The following is an 18552-nucleotide window of genomic DNA, read 5'->3' as shown; positions in this document are numbered from 1 at the left end:
TGTAGTGTTTCCTTGCAATTTACAACTCTCTTTCCTACTCGATCAAATGAGACATTCAGGAAAGATAGCATTTTATTTTTATTCGTTCTAGCCTTGCAAACGGGAAATTGGCTTGTTACGAGATGTTGCCCTTTATTAACTTCAAGTTTCTTTTGAGATGTCTACGATGTATTTTAGTTTTTCCCACTGTTGCTCTTCTGTTAATTTATTGCCGTGATGTGTAAAAGCATATCCACATTGCGAGCTTATGCTTAGTAGGTCGAGCGGCACATATTCCAATGCTTCTTTGACACGTGCGATAATATTTTCTTTATTTTCTAGTTGTCCATTTTTCGATGTGAACACACTTAGAACTACTTTTGCTCCGCCGTTTGGAATGTAAATCACCAGAACTGTCATCATCATACTCTAAATCGATTACTAGATTACATATTTTCATTTATTCCGTCAATACTGAATTTTAGATGTTTTATTTTAAGTCCAATAAACTGTTTTAAATATTCGAATTACGGGTATGATTTTGAAGAAACGGAACCCTTGATATCATTTGATTTCACATTGCTTTATTAGTATAGTTAAACATTTAAATTATCCATTCCACGAGGGGGAAGTATGAAGAAACTATCTATAACATTTTATATCACTCTGGGCTTAATCATTTTAGCTGCCGGATACGGAGCACTTTGGCCCGAAAGTTTTGAAGAAATCACCACCTTCATTAAGAGCTTTGTTGCATCTTCGTTTGGTTGGTACTACATGCTACTGATGACGTTCATGTTGGCACTTAGTATATTTTTTATCTTTAGTCCATATGGAAAAATTCGTTTGGGAAAAGATACTGATCGTCCACAATTTTCAACGGTAACCTGGATTTCAATGTTATTTTCAGCTGGTATGGGCATTGGTCTTGTTTTTTACGGGGCGGCAGAACCTTTATCGCATTATGCAATCAATCCAGCTACAGCAGAACCTAACACAGCTACTGCCTTTAAAGAAGCTCTCCGCCAATCTTTTTTCCACTGGGGATTTCATGTTTGGGCCATGTACGGAGTTGTTGCATTATCCCTTGCTTTCTTTCAGTTCCGTAAAGACGAACCAGGGTTAATATCAGCAACATTGAAGCCGATTTTCGGTAAAAAGATGGAAGGTCCATTTGGCATCCTTATCGACGTTCTTGCTATTTTTGCTACCGCATTTGGTGTGGCTACTTCACTCGGCTTCGGTGCCGTTCAAATTAATGCAGGTTTAAACTATCTTTTCGGATGGACGATTGGAATATTTACTCAAGTTATTATTATCGCTATCGTAACGGTCCTATTCCTTGCCTCTGCCTGGTCCGGTTTAAGTAAAGGTATTAAGTATTTATCGAATACAAATTTAGTATTAGCACTTGCAATACTGGGTTTTGTTATCCTAGTAGGTCCAACGTTACTCATTTTTGATATGTTCACGGATTCTTTTGGAGGATATTTAGCCAATATCGTTCAAATGAGCTTACGTACAGCACCACTCAGTGTAACGGATCGCGCATGGCTGGAAGATTGGACAATCTTTTACTGGGCTTGGTGGATTTCATGGGCACCATTTGTCAGCATGTTTATAGCTCGTGTATCCAAAGGAAGAACGATTAAAGAGTTTGTTACTGCCGTATTAGTTGCGCCTACATTACTTGGAGCAATTTGGTTTTCCGCTTTTGGATCCACTGCCATCGATATCCAAAAAAGAGGGGTTGCTGATTTAGCGAAAGCATCTACAGAGTTGACTATATTTGAAATGTTCCATGCAATGCCATTGGCTACCATTATATCTATTTTTGCCGTGGTACTTATTGCATGCTTTTTCATCACATCAGCCGATTCCGCAACTTTTGTTCTGGGTATGCTATCGACAAAAGGATCATTGACTCCACCAAATAAAGTGAAACTTGTTTGGGGAATTACATTGTCTATCATTGCAATAGTTTTATTGGCCGTTAACGGACTTGATGCTTTGCAAAATACAATTATTATCGCAGCTTTGCCATTTTCTTTCGTCATGCTTCTCATGATCGCCTCTTTACTAATGGGATTAAAAAAAGAAGCGAAACTGATGAAAACCAAAAAATAAATACGTTAAAATGCCAAGGACTATCCATATTTCCTTGGCATTTTACATTTTTCTTCTAAAGAAACGGCATACTTTTGAATACATAGAATTGATTATGAGATAATAAAGCTGCAAAGGGGGTTTTAGTATGATTCGAACAATTGGAAAAACAATTAATCAAGAAATAATAAATGATTTCCAGCTAGAAGATATATCAGAAAACAAGTTTGAGTGGTATTGGGTCGATATCGGCGAGCCTACAAAAGAAGAGGAAGCATTACTTAGTTCTTTTTTTCATTTTCATCCGTTAGCAATCGAAGACTGTTTGTTTCGTCTTCAACGGCCAAAAGTAGATCATTATGACGGACATTCTTTTTTTGTGTTGCATACTTTTAACGAAGATACACTTGAAGCAGAGGAACTAAACTTATTTGTCGGTCAAAATTTTATCGTGTCTTTCCACTTTCCTCCGATGCATGAATTAGATCAAGCACGCGATCGTATTGTACAAAACCCAAAAGGTTGGGATCGTGGAGCAATGCATACAACATACCATATCGTAGATAAAGTAGTGGATGCTTATTTTCCGATTGTCTATAAAATTGAGGATTATTTAAACGATATAGAAGATAAGCTATCCTCCGATGTGTACCACTTATCCTTAGATCAGGTGTTTGACCTTCGAAGTGATTTGCTAAGACTACGTCGCACAATTCTTCCAATGCGAGACTTGCTCTACCGGGTGATGAATTCTGAACGCGTCAATTTGCAACAAACTGAAAAAGCATATTTTGGAGATATTTACGATCATTTATTAAAACTTGCGGATATGGTCGAATCGAATAGAGAGTTAACAGCTGACATTCGGGATAGTCAAATGTCCATTAACTCGAGCCATATGAACCGAATAATGATGATCTTAACGATTGTTTCTACCGTTTTCATCCCTTTGACTTTTATCGCTGGAGTGTACGGGATGAATTTCACAAATATGCCTGAGCTTGAGTGGAGATATAGCTATTTCGTTGTACTTGGCATTATGCTAATTACTGCCATATCAATGCTTGCTTGGTTTAAATATAAAGGCTGGTTTAACTTATTTAAAAACTAACTTAATGAGGTGAAATATTGATAGAAATAAAAGGAACATTTAATGATGCAGTTGTTTTTACGGATACAATAGAGGAAACGGCAAAGCATCAAGTCGAGGAGCTTTGTAGTCTGTCCTTTCTACAAGATTCAAAAATACGTATGATGCCAGATCTTCACGCAGGAAAAGGGTGCACAGTCGGGACAACAATGACAATTTCCGACAAAGTTGTACCTAACTTTGTTGGTGTCGACTTAGGTTGCGGAATGATTTGTGCAAAACTAGAGATAAAAAAAGAAGACGTTAACTTCGAAAAACTAGATAAAACAATAAAGAAAAATGTCCCAAGCGGAACACGAATTAGAAATAAAGAACATCGTCATACGATAGAAATACCATTTGCAGAAGTTGCTGCTCCGATTAATGAAAGCCGTGCTCGTTTAAGCCTCGGGACACTTGGTGGTGGAAATCACTTTATCGAGCTGAATGAAGGAAATGACGGTAGTATCTATTTAGTAATCCACTCGGGGAGCAGAAATTTAGGAAAACAAATTGCAGAACATTATCAACAAGTTGCTCATCAATCTCTCGGGGATACTGTTCCAAAAGATTTAGCATATGTAGAAGGCCAAAATATGAAAGATTATTTATGGGATCTCTCTATCGCACAAAAGTATGCAGCACTTAATCGAAAAACGATGGTTGATGTTATTTGCAGAGGTATGAACTGGAAAATAGAATCAGCATTCGACACCATTCATAACTATATCGATTTAGATAATATGATACTCCGTAAAGGTGCTATTTCTGCACAAGATGGAGAAATTGTCATTATTCCAATGAATATGCGAGATGGTTCATTAATTTGTCGAGGAAAAGGAAATCCGGAATGGAATTACTCCGGTCCACATGGTGCAGGTCGTATTATGAGTCGTTCCCAAGCGAGAAAGCTTGTAGCATTGGAGGACTTTCAAAATTCGATGAAAGACGTGTGGAGTACTTCCGTTGTAGCAAGTACAGTCGATGAGTCACCATTTGCTTACAAAGATATGCAAGACATACTTGCACATATCGAGGATACGGTAGATGTGTTGGAAGTTATTAAACCAATTTATAACTATAAAGCACATTGAAAAGGAGCTTTATAGTTATTAAACCAATTTATAACTATAAAGCACATTGAAAAGGAGCTGACAATGTCAGCTCCTTATTGATTGGCGGTCCAGTAGTAAAACAGTGCAGTAAAAGTTAGTTTCTCTATATTGGACAAATCAGAAGTTAGCAATACGTGTGTGTTCATGGCTTGTGCTTCAAATGCTGGGTGGGTTGCATAAGGAAACATACCAAAACGATACGTTGCCAAGCGTTTTCCCTCGAAATTATTTACGTCAATATCTCCGTATGCACTTTTTGCTTTCATTTCGTGCATTTTTTCATTATTGGCATCAAAGATAACTGCTCTATTTTTCACAGAAGCAATAGGCATAACAATTGTAGAAATTAATGTTTTAGTTTGATCATAAACGCTCATTTGCATAAATTTGAATTTGTTTCGAATGGAAAATTGACTAACGATTTGCCCATCCATTGTCTTTAAATCATATGTAATTGGAAAAAACAAACCGCTTTTAAAAATAGCAAAGCTAGTTAACCTACGCTTGAGCGGTTCATTTTCTGTCGGTGTAATAGTGTAAAGTCGTTCTCCTGTATGGGAAACTAAATAACTATGAGGAATGAGCGATACATCATTTTGATAGTTTAACTCATGAACAGGGAAATCGATAGAATAATATTCGCTATCTATTTTTTTCTCATCCGGCAACTTCTCTGCAGCATGTTGAAAAAAATAAGAAGTACCTAACAGCATACACACTGAAAATCCTATCATAAAATGATTCTCGAGATCTTTCCACATCACATCCCGAAAAATAATGACTAGCACCAAATAAATAACTAATGTTAAAAATGAACCTAACTTCGTATACTTTGCTGTCCGTTCATATATATGCTTCATTTGCAACACCTCTACTACTACATACGAGTGAACATTTCGAATAGTTTCATAAAAAAACCTTTAGAAGCTATCTTTCTATAACTTCTAAAGGGAATTTTATCGATTCTTTATCGCTCGCCCAAACATTCTTTTCAAAAAGTATCCTAGGACATATAAACAAACGAGCACAAACAAGATTAATAACACTGTTTCCAAAGAGGTTGGTATAGATAAAGGCTCTAAGAAAATTTGAAACAACACGAGTAAATAGATCGTTCCTGCGCCGCCTGTGAGCAGCACGACTCCGATAATAGCAAGTTGTGAGAATGTAAGTCGCTTGATGCGACGACGATGTTTCACAAGCTCTAAAATAATTACAAGACCTATAATAGTAAATGTGAGCATCAGTGCCTTTATATAAATAGAATTGATCAAATAAACGACGAGCAATATAATCAAAATATATTTATAAAGTTCGTCGATTTTCTTAAGCATACGATCACGTCCTACTCTTCTAGTATCTCATCTCCATACGTTGTTTACGGTGTAAGCGTCTTGCAGGTCCTGTTTCATATAAGCGAATTTCATCTTTCGTTTCTGGATGAATACCTTTTACGGGAATCGGTTTATTATTTTCGTCCACTGCAACCATTGTTACAAAAGACTCGGTTGTTAACTTCTCTTCTCCCGTTAGTACATTCATCGACGTTACACGTACATATACTTCCATCGAAGAACGACCAGTTGAAGAAACAATGGCATCTAGTTCAATTACATCCCCGACCCTTGCAGAAGATACAAAATCCACCGAATCGATTGATGCTGTTACTACCGCACCTTTTGCATGTTTCATCGCAGTAATAGCTGCAATTTCGTCGATATAAGCGAGTACTTTTCCACCAAAAATTGTTTGATGGTGATTTGTATCCGGCGGGAGAACTAAATGGGACTGTATGGTTCTAGATTGGCTCATCGGGTTTGTTTTCATATAAATTACTCCTTTTAATCGTCTGTTTCTATTCTTTGTTAGTATACCATGATGTTTAGTTGGAACTAGAAGACGCTGCTACGCTCGTTGCTGCAATAGTAGAAATCATCATGGCTTGTTGCGCTTGTAAAATAAGTTCTAGAGAAGTTGCCATCGAAATTGCAGCTGTGGCATAAATGTCTTTTGATGATCTTAACGAAAGTCCGAACGCTATTGGCAATGCGGATTCTTTATACCAGGAAAATAACTTCATACTTGCGATTGATTCGTAGGTAGTCACGATTTCATTTAACTGATCTTCCCCTAATTTTAGTGCGGCCATAAATCCAATAATCGGATATTGCGGCGCCGATGTTTTTATTTTGACAGTTTTTAACCCATCTCGAATAATAACTGCTCTTTGTACTAAGCTATCTTCGTAGTCGGGACCCGTGTATGTTAATACTTGGGACATCCATTGTAATTCATTTCCTCCATAAAACTTATAATCCTTCAATTCTTTGTAATACCTGTTCATCGTTTCTGCACGGAGAGCGGTGTCACCGTCTAGCTTTCCTAAAAACATTGCATAAGGATAGTCATCGGTAGATGTTAAAAAACGGTGATGTTTTTTCATATCTGCCATCAATTGCTCTGCACGCTTTATTTCCTCGGACCATGTCTCTTTGTCATCAGACATCATTAACGCGGCTAAATACGCATAGCTATTCATCTTAAAAGAAGCTGATTTTAATGCATCAGCTTTTTCTATAAGCAATTCTACTGCTTCTTTTGCTTCTAAATCACTTACATCTAGCGTGGATACGAATAGAGGATGTAAATGAGAACGTAACGGACTAAACATGCCAGTACTTTTTTTAATATGCATCGAAATTTCATTATATCTTTTTTCGTTAAATTCTCTTTCTAATGTTACATAATACCCCGCAAGAGACAATATTACTCTTTTATCTACCGTCCACCCTAAAACTTTTTTAAGCGCATTATATGTTCTTTCAATTTTTTCATTGACCATCATCTTCACTCACTCCTTTTCTTTTTTACGGAATTTGCACTATAATGGTTTCACGCTTTGATATAATTATTTTAACTAATAAAAGTAGGTGGCAATCATTCGTATAAATAAATTTTTAAGTGAAGCTGGCATTGTATCTCGACGAGGTGCGGACAAGTGGATTACAGATGGAAGAGTTATGATTAATGGAAAAAAAGCAGAGTTAGGTAGCCAAGTAGAAGCTGGCGATGATGTACAAGTAGACGGAAAACCAATTGTTGTGGAACAACCACTAGTGTACCTTGTTTTAAATAAGCCTGTTGGCATTACAAGTACAACGGAACGTCATATTAAAGGAAACATCGTCGACTATGTAAATCATCCACTTCGCATTTTCCATATCGGTCGATTGGATAAAGACTCAGACGGTCTCATTCTATTAACAAACGATGGCGATATCGTCAATGAAATTCTTCGTGCCGAAAAAGGGCATGAGAAAGAATATATCGTTACTGTCAATGAAAAAATTACGGATACATTTTTAACGAAAATGGCTGCAGGAGTAAATATACTCGGTACGAAAACACTACCTTGTAAAGTGAAAAAATTAGGTCCAAACATGTTCAACATTACATTAACACAAGGTCTAAATAGACAAATTAGAAGAATGTGTTCCGCCCTTGGCTTTACTGTTAAACGATTGCAGCGTATTCGAATTATGAATATTACGATCGAAGGTCTTCCTATCGGAGAATGGAGAGAGTTAACCGACAGTGAGAAAAAAGAATTATTCACTACACTTAACTATTCCCCCAAACGATAATTGTGCAAACATGGATTTGACATAACACCAAATGGTTTCATATAATAAATAAAGCGAAACTAAAAGGTTTCATATTTTTTATAAGAAAGCAGGGAAATCGATGGATAATACATTACAAGATATTACACAAACGGTCATTTTAAACGCGCCAATTCAAAAAGTATGGGATACAGTTGCTACATCCGAAGGTATTGCTTCATGGTTTATGCCAAATGACTTTAAATTAGAAGTAGGGTACGAATTCCATATTCAATCACCTTTCGGACCGTCTCCTTGCAAAGTGACAGAAGTAAATGCTCCCCACAAGCTTTCATTTATATGGGATACAGATGGATGGTTTGTTTCTTTTATTTTAGAAGAATTAGGAGATCAAACAGAGTTCACGCTTATTCACGGTGGATGGAAACAACCAGATGCACTCATCTCAAAAGCAAATCAAAAAAGCGCAGATATTCATGAAAAAATGTCTCAAGGTTGGGTGGGCATTGTACAAAAGGGCTTGCGAAAGGCTGTTGAAAACTAATTGTCCTCTTCTGCCCAAAAGTATGATGTGTTTCAAGCAATAGCTGACCCAACACGTAGAGACGTATTAAAGCTGCTTGCCCATCAGGAACTGCCAATCGGGGAAATTACTTCTCATTTTCCGATGACCCGCACAGCAATCGCCAAGCATCTCCATATACTTTCAGAAGCAAATTTAGTAAGCGGACAAAAAGTCGGTAGAGAAAAAATATACCGTCTACAACCTGAAACGTTTCAAGAGTTAAAAGATTGGCTTTCTTATTACGATCAGTTTTGGAATAATAAGTTGTCGATGCTGAAGTATGTGGTGGAAAATGATGATGAAGATAGTTGAAATCACATGGGTTGAATAACATTAAATATCCAATAGAGTGCTTTAAACAGAACGAGTTCTACACTGTAAAAAAGAGACGCCCCATAAGCAGTCTCTTTTTTGTTAATTCAATAGAAGTTCATATAATAAAAATTTTTCCTTAAGTGGTTTGAACATCCACATATTCATCACTAATCTCGCCGACAATTTCTTCTAAAATATCTTCCATTGTCACGAGACCGGCAGTGATACCATCTTTATCTGTAACAATGGCCATATGAACCCTGCTTTGCTGCATTTTAGACAGTACTTTCTGGATAGAAGTAGTCTCAGGGAAACGCGGCATTTCATGAATAAACGATTCCGATTTCACTGTTCTTCCAGCAGCCATGCTGGTCAATAACTCTTTTGTATTGATAAAACCGATTAGTTTGTCTTTGTTTCCGCCTTCTGTCACGGGATAACGCGTGTATTCATGTGCATCTAGTGCCTCAAACAATTCGGATTTCGATAATTCTTTGTCCACAGTTACGATTTTTGACCGATCTATCATGATATTTTTTACAATTCTGTCGTCAAAAGCAAAAATATTTTTAAGGTAGGTTAATTCGGTTTTATTGATTTCGCCACTTTGGAAGCTTTCCGCCACGATTAATTTCAATTCTTCTTCCGAATGGGCCTCTTCATGCCCAGCTGGCTCTACTCCGAATAGTCGTAAAAAGATCCTCGCAGCACCGTTCAGTAACCAGATGAACGGACTCATTACTTTTCCGAACCAATATAACGGGGGAGCAAGTAGCAAGGTCATTTTTTCTGCGAATTGAATAGCCAATGTCTTTGGTGCCAATTCTCCAATCACCACGTGCAGGAACGTTACTATTGCTAGTGCGATGGCATAAGAAAGTACAGTCGCCAATGCTTCTGGAACAGCAAAATACTCAAATAATGGATGTAGCATTCTTTCAACAGTCGGTTCACCCAATGCACCTAGCCCTAAAGCTGTAACCGTAATGCCCAGTTGGCAGGCAGAAAGGTAATAATCCAATTCGTTCGTAATTTTCTTTGCGAGTGCTGCCTTCTTATTTCCTTCTGATATCAATTGGTCGATTCTTGACATACGCACCTTTAAGATGGCAAATTCAGCCCCAACGAAGAAAGCGGTCAAGAGTATGAGCAATGCTATTAATAACAAGTTTATTATGGTTTGTCCATCCAAATTTTCTCCCCCATGAGAGGGATTCACCTCCAGTAATATTTAACTCAATTGTATCGGATCACCTTTTTTAAGTCTCTTGTTGAAACATAATCCTCTTTATTTGTTGTTGATCCATTTCAGTAACCGTCCATAGAAAGTTATCTTTGGAGATTATATCACCTGTTTGAACTTCTCCTGGGCTTTGGGTATGAATCCATCCCGCAATGGTATTGACATCTTCGCTTTCATCAAAAACTAAACCAAAGCGGTCTTGAAGGTCTTTTAAGAGTACACGGCCATTAATGAGGTATTGTTTTTCATCAATCTTGTTGATATCCGGTACTTCGTCAGCATCGAATTCATCGCGGATTTCACCCACAATTTCCTCTAGAATGTCTTCCATAGTGATGATGCCGGCAGTTCCTCCATATTCATCAGCTACTAATGCGATATGAACATGTGTATTCTGCATCCTAAGCAAAGCATCCTGTAGTCCAGTAGTTTCAAAAACAATAGGAATTTCTCGTATGAATTCCTCGAGTTTTCGCTCTCGTCCAGCCACAATATGGGGCAGCATCTTTTTAGCACTGACAAAACCGAGGATCCGGTCTTTGTCCCCGTTTTCCGATACCGGATAACGAGTGTAGTTGTTTTCATCCAACGTTTTAATTATCTCATCTAGTGGCATGTCTTTATCCAGAGTAACCAGTTCCATTCTTGGAACCATGATGTCCTTGGTAAACCGTTCATCAAACGTGAATACATTCTCCATATAGGATAGCTCCGTTTGATTGAGCGCACCCCCTTCGTAACTCTGGGTCATGATGATTTTTAGTTCCTCTTCCGAGTAAGCCTGTTCATGTCCAGCAGGTTTAACACCAAATGTTTTTAACAAAACGCCCGCTGATCCATTCAAAGTCCAAATAAACGGTTTCATGACATATCCAAACCAGTAAAGAGAAGGTGCGAGAATCAAGGTCATCTTTTCAGCATATTGAATAGCCAATGTTTTCGGTGCCATCTCTCCAATAACGACGTGTAGAAACGTTACAAGTAGAAAGGCTATGGCGTATGAGGCTGCGGATGCTACCGCATCGGAGACAGCAAAAAAGTCAAAAATCGGGTACATTAGACGTTCAACAGTTGGTTTCCCTAATGCACCTAATCCTAGAGCGGTAACTGTAATACCTAGCTGGCAGGCTGATAAGTAATAATCCAAATTAACAGCAACTTTTTTCGCAATTACAGCCTTTTGGTTTCCTTCAGCGATTAATTGATCAAGCCGAGACATCCTAATTTTGACGACGGCAAATTCCGCTCCAACGAAAAACGCGGTCAAGCCAATCAAAATCACTAATAAAACTAAATTCAATATAGTAATTATATCCACCTATATTCCCTTTAAGGGATTCACCTCCAAATTAATTACATTAAAGTCAATAACAAAGCAATCGACGTCATTCGTGTTTCTATCGTTTTATGAATGGTTACTTTTACGTGAGTAGGAGCATCTTTCAAATGTTCCTCCAACCGAGCTAATTTTTTTTGTAAACAATCAAATTCCTCTTGAATATCCTTTAACAAGAGTTCGGCTTCTAGATTTTCATCTGTGACTAGAATTTGTTTGATTTCCGCAATGGACATGCGCTGTTTTTTTAATAGCTGAATCCGTTCAATCGTCTGAAGGACCGTTGCAGGGTATAGCCGATAGTTGGCTTCAGAACGCTCAATAGGAAAAAAACCGCAGCTTGTGTAGTAATCGATTGTCCGAGTAGATAATCCGCTAAGTTTCGCTATCTCGCCAATATGCATGAATTCCTTCCCAATGCAATCGCCCCTTTCAATATATTAAGAAAATAGTAACATAATTCACATAAAAGCATACAGTAGCACGTCCTGCTTTGAGGAAGAATTCAGTCGTTTTTCTGAAAAAAATTCTTGTTTTTGACATATAGTTCTTTTAGTTTTGATTGGATTATATATTATTACTTTACTTATAACTAAGAGGATGATCAGTATGGAACAGAGGGACAACGAGGAGTTAGGACATTAACATTTGTTGGAGAACAAATGAATGTTTCTCATAGTGTAGATGGTGATTTTATTGAAGAATATAGTTACAAAAATCACATCTGTTGATTGGCTAATTTCTACCATTAAAATTTCACCAATTATGCTCAAGTATCTCATTTTTTACTTTTACGTTCTTGGTTCTTTTTAGACGAAATATTCACTATATCATCATCGTGGGATAAGTGTATCAGGTGTTCCTTGCTTATTTTTTTCAAAGTTCGTGCTAGTAATACGTTGATACTAGATAGAAAAGGAACGCTTCCTTCCAATCGTAAAGGCAGAATTACAATAGAGAAGGACTGAGCAGCCAAAATTGTATCTTTGCTGCTTTTATCCAGATAGGAAGGTGGCTATTCTTTTGTTCTCCAAAGCTTTAGCACTTCGATTACCCATGCTTTTGGAGTGCGACGGCCGAAAGACTACCACACGATTACCGAAAAAAATGTATAGGGATGCGACGAAGTCGCATCCCTATACATGAAGAAATCTCGTATAATGGTGTAGAACTCGCTTTCGTTCAAAGCACTACAAAAGCATTTATGCATAGAGTGCTATGAGTTATCACAACCATAATATTCAATTTACCGGATAATTTTGGCTAACCAACAGGCGTGGCAAAAAGTAATAGTTGAAACTGAAGAAGAAATACATGAAATAGCTCAGTTCCTTGAACTGGGCTATTTCATGTATATTTTCAATTGCACGTTTGTGTTTATCGTTATTATGAATTTCCAGCTACACGTTTTTCTAGCGCTTGGAATAATTTCTTTTTGTCTACGTTCGGTCGAATCGATTCAAGTTGTTCTAATGCTATTTTTGCTCCGTAGTCCATTCCTTGGCATCCCGCTAGTAATAGGAGATCCCCTTCTGCTACATCTCGCAAACCTTGTTCAATCGCATTTGGCAATTCTTCGTATAAACGAACGTTAATGCCTGCTTCTTCCATCACTTCTTCAAATACCGCAAGCTCGCTATCAGAAACAACGTCCTTTTGCGTGACGTGGGAGCGGCTTAATGTAGCGACAACCTCATGAATACCTAATCTTGGTGCCCATTTAGCAATCGTTTCAGCATTTTCTCTATTCACCGTGACTCCTCTATCTCCTCGAATCGCATACACTAGAGAAATACGATTAAAATCCATTTTTTCTAATGTCCCTAACGTAATATCGATGTTTCCGCTATTGGCAAAGTGATCGTCGATAATTTTAAAATCATCTTCAAAAATAATTTCAAAACGGCGTTCCACTCCAACAAATTCTCGTAAGCTTTTTTGAATCGTCGCAACAGGTACTTCGCATAATAATCCTATAATAATACTAACGATCGAATTATAAACAGAATGGAAACCTGGTGTAGAAAGCTCAATCTGGAATTGCTGCTTCGGAATAACGATATCCTTCGTAACAATATCTTTAGAAATGACCACTGTGAAGTTTGCACGACCTGTTGATAAATCTAGGTTTTTGCAAGTAACGTCTGCGGACTGCTCTTCCACGCCATAAGTGATTACTGTTGCTTCGGTTTGATCTACAAGGGAAGCTGAGTATGAATCGTCTAAATTTAAGATTGCTACTTTATTCTTTCCAGCCTTACGAATCAAACTAGATTTATGTTCAAAATAGTTTTCAAATGACGAATGTAAGTCAATATGTTCTCGACTTATATTATTCAATGTAACAATGTCGAAATCTACGCATCCCACACGGTTTAATTCAAGTGCGGATGAAGAGACTTCCATCGTTGCATGTGTTACTTCCTCTTTGACCATTTGTGCATAAAAACGTTGTAAATCTAGAGATTCAGGTGTCGTCAGCTCAGATGGTTCTGCATAATCGCCAATTTTCACTACAACCGTGCCCATTAATCCTGTTTTCAAACCGTGGTTTTCTAATATAGCATTCGTCATAAACGAAGTAGAAGTTTTCCCATTTGTCGCAGTAATACCAATCGTTTTTAGTTTACGAGTGGGGTGATCATAAAAAGCATCTGCAAGTGTAGCAAGTGCGATACGGCCATTTTCTACTTTGTACTGAGGAACTTCCAAACCTTCTATATAATCCTCCACAACTAGTGCTACTGCGCCATTTTCAACAGCTTGTCCAGCAAACTGGTGTCCATCTACTTTAAATCCTTTTATACAAACAAATACTTGTCCTTCTTCCACTTTTCGTGAATTATAAGCAAGTCCTGTTATATCTAATTGTTTTGCATTTTTTACTTCAATTACATCTACATATTTCATTAACTTTGTTATTTCCATTAAAGTGGCCACCTTTTTGTGAAATCGTTTGTACATTACAGTTTACCGTAATTAACAAAAGAAGAAAACCGAGAAGGAAGTCCCTTCTCGGTTTAAATTGCTTCTTTATAATGTTCTTTACAAAAAGCAAGAACTTCCAACTCTTCTTCCTCTTCCAAACCAAAGTCTAGCACTTTTCCATTACTACGATCTAAGAAATGATATTGCACAATACGTTCTTCGGTTTCTATTACCGCTAAAATCACACGCAAATCTAAAGAATTATTTTCATCGAATAACTCGTCATCTTCCGGGACTTCAATACCTAATAGGAACTCATAACGATCTCCCGTAATAATACCTGTTGGATCTTTTATTTTATCAACCTCGTAGGATGTTATTTTCACAAAGTCCACCTCCGTTTATACAGTTTATCATGTTTTTTAAAAAATAATCCTATTTATATAATCGTTTCTCTATTTCATTCATTATTTTATAGGCTCCGCTAGAAATATTTGCACAAACAGCTAGTTGTGTGTCCATTTCCGGATACAAGGCGGAATGGAAGCTTATCCCTGGATCGTAGCCCATTACATGATACTTCAAAATTGTATCACCTTTTTTCTTCATCCATACTCCATACCCATAAAAATCATCGGCTTCTTCTTTAACATGAGGTGTTAGTAACGTTTTCGTCAATGACTCACTAAGCAATACATTGTTCATAAGTGCATCCCAAAACTTTAACATATCCCCCACTGTTACAAAGGCTCCTCCATCGGAACCACCTTGAATAGGAAGAGAGTACATATTGGTTTTCCAAGTACCATCTTCATGCTCTATATAACCAATTGCCGTTTTTTCAGGTAGGGAATCTAAAGCAAAATAACCTGAGTATGCCATCCCGGCTTTTTCAAAAACATGTTTTTGTACATAATCTTTAAATAGCAAACCACTTACTTTCTCAATGATTAAACCAAGGACGATAAATCCAGCATTATTGTAATGGAACTTCTCACCGGGGCTATATTTCATTTGGGCATGTTGAAATAATGGCAAGAAATCATGAAGACGTCTCATATGATACATCGGCCTGTCTATCCACAGTTCCTCATAGTCTGTCATTGTCTCCTCATCGAAATAATCAGGTATGCCTGAAGTATGAGTCAAGAGATGATGGATAGTAATATTTTCATCAAATTTAGGGAAAGGGATATCTAAGCATTCCTTTAACTTTGTATCAAAAGAAAGCTTACCTTCCTCAACAAGTCGGCAAATAGCTACTGCCGTGAAAATTTTACATCCAGATGCTATACCATAACGAGTTGCTATTTCATTTTTAATTTCATCTGATCGATTAGCATAACTAAAACCGCTTTGAGCAAGTACTTTCCCTTTTTGTTTAACCATTAATGACCCCGAAAAACCAATTTCTTTTTGAATATGTTCAATATGCTCGATTAAACCATTTCCCATTCTCATTTCCCCTTGTAAGTCCAGTTATTTTATCCATTCACCTGTATTATTCTCCAACAAAGGCTGTTGAATCTTCTCTTTAAATACGGTTGGATCGATCAATGCTTCAAAATCAGGCCCAAACCATCCTTCGACTTGTTTCCTTGTAATCTCATATGATCGATCAGAAAAACGCATGTCGACCGTTTCTAAGTTTTTAATTAACACAAAAGCTGCTGTTGCATTGTAAATAGCTACTTTTTCATCACTTTTTGCATCATAATTGACGACACATATGAAATTATCCGAATCTAGCTCAATCGTCCCTTTGTGATTAGAAAGCGGGAGATTATTAAATAGGTTACTAATATTGGATGCATCGCCCATATAATCACTTTCGTAAGCTAACACTTTTTGAAAATCATGTGTTGTTACATGTAATTGTTCCACATTCCCTTGTTTCGCTTGCTTTTGGTTGCTATTTAATACATAAACTACACCGATTAGTAAGACGAGGGTGATTCCTATAATTGTCCATGTTGTTTTATGCAATTGTTTCCCCCCTCTACTTTTTCTATTGCTTCTTCCATTGTACACTATTAATCTCCTTGCTCGCATTGTCATGACTAGAATTAAACGGAGCAATATTCTACAATGTACATAATAGAATGAACGGCGAAGGAGCATATAAAATTGAGTAACTTAAACAAAGAGTTATATAACTTCCTCATAGAAAACAAATCAAATATAACCGATGAGTGGCTAGCAGGTAAGCTGTTGGACAACCCCTCTTTTATCCAAAACGACAAGGAAAAGTTTCTGAGAGATGAAAATGGTTTTCTAATAGAGGCTATTTCTTCCGTGTACATTCAAGATAAAAAAGAATATCGAGCGTATATCGAAAACCGAGCTTTCCAAGTAGCGGAAATTCGTGTGAAAGAATCTTTTCCACTCTATGAAAGTATTCATGGATTCAATAAAGTTCGGAAAATATTTTGGAATTACGTCGAAAAATTTATCGAACAGACAGAGGAAAAAGTGACAGGAATTGATGTGGCTATTTGGTCTGATTTGATGAATACGGCTATCGATTATATCATTGAGCTTTTTGCTAAGCACCATCATGAGTACTCACATAAGATTCTCACTACGAATCAAGCATTAATCACCGAACTTAGTAGTCCTGTCATTCCTATTAAAGAAGGAATTGGGGTGTTACCGCTCATAGGTAGTATTGATAACGACCGAGCAAAACTAATCTTTGAATCTACGTTAGCGCAAAGTTATGCCAAAAAAATCACTACTATTTTTATCGACTTTTCAGCAGTTCCAATACTTGATTCGACAGTAGCACACCAGTTATATCAGCTCTTATTGGCGCTTAATCTTATCGGTGTCGAAGCGATTTATTCAGGTATTCGCCCAGAGTTAGCACAATCTATGCTTTCACTCGAGATAGATTTTACAAGTATTAAGACGTATTCAAGTTTAATGCAAGCTTTGAAGGAAAACTCTTAACAAAAGTCCCTGTGCAGCAAACAATTCTGAATTGTTTGCTGCACAGGGACATTATACTACTTTTCCATCTTCCGATACTTTAATCGTCTGCCCAGCTGTAAGTTCTATTTCAATAGGCGATGTTATACTCATTTTTTTCGAGAAGTACCATCTTCTATTAGGAGGAACTAATAAAATAAATGTATTTTTACTTCCTAAAAAGTTAAGCTCATTCGGCTCTATATCTACATGCCCCGAAACATGTATACCAATGTCTTGTATTTGCTCTCCTACTTCCTGTACAAAAGGAGTTGTTATACTAACTTCACTTAGGTTTAACAGAGAATCGATACTGAAATCACTCCACTTATCTACATTTCGTCTTGCAATTAGTTCGATAACGTTACCCGCTGGATCTTCAAAGTAAAATGCATCTGCATCAAAACGAGAATAATAAATTTCATCTACCGCATCTTCCCTATTTAACGTAACTCTTTCTTTTGCCCAGTGTTTTGCAAGTGTAAATTGATTTCCAGGAATATTAATAGCAAAATGATATAAAGCCTCTTTAGTCGATTGCTGAAAAGTTAATGTAGATGTACCTACGGATAATTTGAAATACTCATTGCCCGACTCGACAATAGTAAACCCTAATACATTTCCGTAGAAGCCCTTCAGTTGTTTTAGTTTATCTGTATATAACTTTACTGACTGAAACATATTTTCACCCCATTATTTGACGTCGATTAATTCAAAACGCTCACAAACTAAAAGCATATCCTCCGAAAAAGCTAATCCTACTTCCTTTAATGCACTTGTAAAAAATTCAATATGCACATCTCTCCAATACTTGTAGGAACGATCTCCTTCTCCTTCATCGTATGCAAATTCTTCTGGCACTTCGTTCATCGGTATTATGTTCACTTCAGAAGTTCGAATGATGCCAACAGGTTCATCTCTACTATTTAAAACAATACTGTAGTCATCCACTTTTGGAAGTGGTTCTTTTTCTACCTCATAAAATATATGCCCCGAGCATGTGGCAGATTTCACTCCATCTACTACAAGCTGCGCTAATTCATCTGGACTTCCTCCAAATTGCCATGCACTAACTGATTTGGGTTCATCTTTTCCTGCCCAAAATGTCTTCCAATATTCTTGCGCTCTTTCATTCATGATGAGTTCCTCGATTCTTCATTGCTTTACTATTAGTATATTAAAACAATTGTCTAAATACTATTGCAAAACCGTCAAGTTCATCTTATGATGATTATATCAACAT

Annotated in this window: 20 protein-coding genes and 1 pseudogene; 7 read left to right on the top strand and 14 right to left on the bottom strand. The window is 37.1% G+C overall.

Annotated elements, in window-relative coordinates; all coding sequences use genetic code 11:
• Positions 1 to 141: 141 nt before the first annotated feature.
• A pseudogene (locus ACIQ38_RS16895) lies at positions 142 to 412 on the bottom strand (5-methyltetrahydropteroyltriglutamate--homocysteine S-methyltransferase); the annotation flags it as partial.
• Between the two features lie 200 nt (positions 413 to 612).
• Between ACIQ38_RS16895 and ACIQ38_RS16890 the strand changes: the two are divergent.
• From ACIQ38_RS16890 to ACIQ38_RS16880, 3 genes are all read left to right on the top strand, one after another.
• On the top strand, positions 613 to 2106 hold the full coding sequence (locus ACIQ38_RS16890) for a BCCT family transporter (RefSeq protein ID WP_402825596.1): 1494 nt from the start codon (positions 613 to 615) through the stop codon (positions 2104 to 2106).
• 127 nt (positions 2107 to 2233) lie between these two features.
• On the top strand, positions 2234 to 3196 hold the full coding sequence (gene corA / locus ACIQ38_RS16885) for a magnesium/cobalt transporter CorA (RefSeq protein ID WP_402825593.1): 963 nt from the start codon (positions 2234 to 2236) through the stop codon (positions 3194 to 3196).
• Between the two features lie 17 nt (positions 3197 to 3213).
• On the top strand, positions 3214 to 4308 hold the full coding sequence (locus tag ACIQ38_RS16880) for an RtcB family protein (protein WP_402825590.1): 1095 nt from the start codon (positions 3214 to 3216) through the stop codon (positions 4306 to 4308).
• A 74-nt stretch (positions 4309 to 4382) separates the two neighbouring features.
• On the opposite strand, the gene ACIQ38_RS16875 is transcribed toward ACIQ38_RS16880, so the two are convergent.
• The 4 genes from ACIQ38_RS16875 to ACIQ38_RS16860 form a co-directional block, all read right to left on the bottom strand.
• Positions 4383 to 5189: a hypothetical protein gene (locus tag ACIQ38_RS16875; protein WP_402825588.1), complete on the bottom strand. Its 807-nt coding sequence runs from the start codon at positions 5187 to 5189 to the stop codon at positions 4383 to 4385.
• Between the two features lie 96 nt (positions 5190 to 5285).
• The gene (locus ACIQ38_RS16870) at positions 5286 to 5663 is read right to left on the bottom strand and encodes a hypothetical protein (protein ID WP_402825585.1); all 378 of its coding nucleotides are present in this window, start codon (positions 5661 to 5663) and stop codon (positions 5286 to 5288) included.
• 19 nt (positions 5664 to 5682) lie between these two features.
• On the bottom strand, positions 5683 to 6156 hold the full coding sequence (locus ACIQ38_RS16865) for an acyl-CoA thioesterase (protein WP_402825582.1): 474 nt from the start codon (positions 6154 to 6156) through the stop codon (positions 5683 to 5685).
• Between the two features lie 55 nt (positions 6157 to 6211).
• Positions 6212 to 7174, bottom strand: a complete 963-nt coding sequence (locus ACIQ38_RS16860; RefSeq protein WP_402825579.1) for a DUF4003 family protein — start codon at positions 7172 to 7174, stop codon at positions 6212 to 6214.
• A 94-nt stretch (positions 7175 to 7268) separates the two neighbouring features.
• On the opposite strand from ACIQ38_RS16860, the gene rluF reads away from it, so the two are divergent.
• The 3 genes from rluF to ACIQ38_RS16845 all read left to right on the top strand — a co-directional run bounded on the left by rluF (position 7269) and on the right by ACIQ38_RS16845 (position 8829).
• The gene (gene rluF / locus ACIQ38_RS16855) at positions 7269 to 7973 is read left to right on the top strand and encodes a 23S rRNA pseudouridine(2604) synthase RluF (protein WP_402825829.1); all 705 of its coding nucleotides are present in this window, start codon (positions 7269 to 7271) and stop codon (positions 7971 to 7973) included.
• A gap of 100 nt (positions 7974 to 8073) precedes the next feature.
• Positions 8074 to 8496 carry an SRPBCC family protein gene (locus ACIQ38_RS16850; RefSeq protein ID WP_402825576.1) on the top strand — a complete coding sequence of 141 codons (423 nt, stop codon included), beginning with the start codon at positions 8074 to 8076 and terminating at the stop codon, positions 8494 to 8496.
• Entirely contained in the window at positions 8497 to 8829 is a 333-nt protein-coding gene (locus tag ACIQ38_RS16845) for an ArsR/SmtB family transcription factor (RefSeq protein WP_402825574.1), read from the top strand.
• A 139-nt stretch (positions 8830 to 8968) separates the two neighbouring features.
• Here ACIQ38_RS16845 and ACIQ38_RS16840 read toward each other — a convergent pair whose 3' ends face one another.
• The 7 genes from ACIQ38_RS16840 to ACIQ38_RS16810 all read right to left on the bottom strand — a co-directional run bounded on the left by ACIQ38_RS16840 (position 8969) and on the right by ACIQ38_RS16810 (position 16325).
• Positions 8969 to 10024 (bottom strand): hemolysin family protein, encoded by a 1056-nt coding sequence (locus tag ACIQ38_RS16840; RefSeq protein WP_402825571.1) that lies wholly within the window; start codon positions 10022 to 10024, stop codon positions 8969 to 8971.
• A gap of 67 nt (positions 10025 to 10091) precedes the next feature.
• The gene (locus ACIQ38_RS16835; RefSeq protein WP_402825568.1) at positions 10092 to 11393 is read right to left on the bottom strand and encodes a hemolysin family protein; all 1302 of its coding nucleotides are present in this window, start codon (positions 11391 to 11393) and stop codon (positions 10092 to 10094) included.
• 35 nt (positions 11394 to 11428) lie between these two features.
• The gene (locus tag ACIQ38_RS16830; RefSeq protein ID WP_402825565.1) at positions 11429 to 11815 is read right to left on the bottom strand and encodes a MerR family transcriptional regulator; all 387 of its coding nucleotides are present in this window, start codon (positions 11813 to 11815) and stop codon (positions 11429 to 11431) included.
• A 982-nt stretch (positions 11816 to 12797) separates the two neighbouring features.
• Positions 12798 to 14339 (bottom strand): Mur ligase family protein, encoded by a 1542-nt coding sequence (locus ACIQ38_RS16825; RefSeq protein WP_402825562.1) that lies wholly within the window; start codon positions 14337 to 14339, stop codon positions 12798 to 12800.
• A 92-nt stretch (positions 14340 to 14431) separates the two neighbouring features.
• Complete coding sequence (locus ACIQ38_RS16820) at positions 14432 to 14725, bottom strand: DUF6509 family protein (RefSeq protein ID WP_402825559.1); 294 nt, start codon at positions 14723 to 14725, stop codon at positions 14432 to 14434.
• A 49-nt stretch (positions 14726 to 14774) separates the two neighbouring features.
• The gene (locus ACIQ38_RS16815) at positions 14775 to 15794 is read right to left on the bottom strand and encodes a serine hydrolase domain-containing protein (protein ID WP_402825556.1); all 1020 of its coding nucleotides are present in this window, start codon (positions 15792 to 15794) and stop codon (positions 14775 to 14777) included.
• Positions 15795 to 15818: 24 nt separating this feature from the next.
• Positions 15819 to 16325 carry a DUF4825 domain-containing protein gene (locus ACIQ38_RS16810; protein WP_402825553.1) on the bottom strand — a complete coding sequence of 169 codons (507 nt, stop codon included), beginning with the start codon at positions 16323 to 16325 and terminating at the stop codon, positions 15819 to 15821.
• A 141-nt stretch (positions 16326 to 16466) separates the two neighbouring features.
• Here ACIQ38_RS16810 and ACIQ38_RS16805 point away from each other — a divergent pair, with 141 nt between their 5' ends.
• Complete coding sequence (locus tag ACIQ38_RS16805; protein ID WP_402825551.1) at positions 16467 to 17291, top strand: STAS domain-containing protein; 825 nt, start codon at positions 16467 to 16469, stop codon at positions 17289 to 17291.
• Positions 17292 to 17342: 51 nt separating this feature from the next.
• Here the strand turns inward: ACIQ38_RS16805 and ACIQ38_RS16800 are convergent, their stop codons facing one another.
• Positions 17343 to 17990 (bottom strand): hypothetical protein, encoded by a 648-nt coding sequence (locus ACIQ38_RS16800; protein ID WP_402825548.1) that lies wholly within the window; start codon positions 17988 to 17990, stop codon positions 17343 to 17345.
• Positions 17991 to 18002: 12 nt separating this feature from the next.
• Entirely contained in the window at positions 18003 to 18446 is a 444-nt protein-coding gene (locus ACIQ38_RS16795) for an ASCH domain-containing protein (RefSeq protein WP_402825546.1), read from the bottom strand.
• Positions 18447 to 18552: the final 106 nt, after the last annotated feature.

It is taken from the genome of Psychrobacillus sp. NPDC096389 (assembly GCF_044762855.1).
In the GTDB taxonomy this organism is placed as follows: domain Bacteria; phylum Bacillota; class Bacilli; order Bacillales_A; family Planococcaceae; genus Psychrobacillus.
This window is presented reverse-complemented; position numbering and strand designations above follow the sequence as displayed.

Excerpts from the sequence above, each read along its gene's own strand:
- ACIQ38_RS16890 (WP_402825596.1), top strand. The coding sequence starts at position 613 with ATGAAGAAACTATCTATAACATTTTATATCACTCTGGGCTTAATCATT.
- corA (WP_402825593.1), top strand. The coding sequence starts at position 2,234 with ATGATTCGAACAATTGGAAAAACAATTAATCAAGAAATAATAAATGAT.
- ACIQ38_RS16875 (WP_402825588.1), bottom strand. The coding sequence starts at position 5,189 with ATGAAGCATATATATGAACGGACAGCAAAGTATACGAAGTTAGGTTCA.
- ACIQ38_RS16870 (WP_402825585.1), bottom strand. The coding sequence starts at position 5,663 with ATGCTTAAGAAAATCGACGAACTTTATAAATATATTTTGATTATATTG.
- ACIQ38_RS16865 (WP_402825582.1), bottom strand. The coding sequence starts at position 6,156 with ATGAAAACAAACCCGATGAGCCAATCTAGAACCATACAGTCCCATTTA.
- ACIQ38_RS16860 (WP_402825579.1), bottom strand. The coding sequence starts at position 7,174 with ATGATGGTCAATGAAAAAATTGAAAGAACATATAATGCGCTTAAAAAA.
- ACIQ38_RS16850 (WP_402825576.1), top strand. The coding sequence starts at position 8,074 with ATGGATAATACATTACAAGATATTACACAAACGGTCATTTTAAACGCG.
- ACIQ38_RS16830 (WP_402825565.1), bottom strand. The coding sequence starts at position 11,815 with ATGCATATTGGCGAGATAGCGAAACTTAGCGGATTATCTACTCGGACA.
- ACIQ38_RS16825 (WP_402825562.1), bottom strand. The coding sequence starts at position 14,339 with ATGGAAATAACAAAGTTAATGAAATATGTAGATGTAATTGAAGTAAAA.
- ACIQ38_RS16815 (WP_402825556.1), bottom strand. The coding sequence starts at position 15,794 with ATGGGAAATGGTTTAATCGAGCATATTGAACATATTCAAAAAGAAATT.
- ACIQ38_RS16800 (WP_402825548.1), bottom strand. The coding sequence starts at position 17,990 with ATGTTTCAGTCAGTAAAGTTATATACAGATAAACTAAAACAACTGAAG.
- ACIQ38_RS16795 (WP_402825546.1), bottom strand. The coding sequence starts at position 18,446 with ATGAATGAAAGAGCGCAAGAATATTGGAAGACATTTTGGGCAGGAAAA.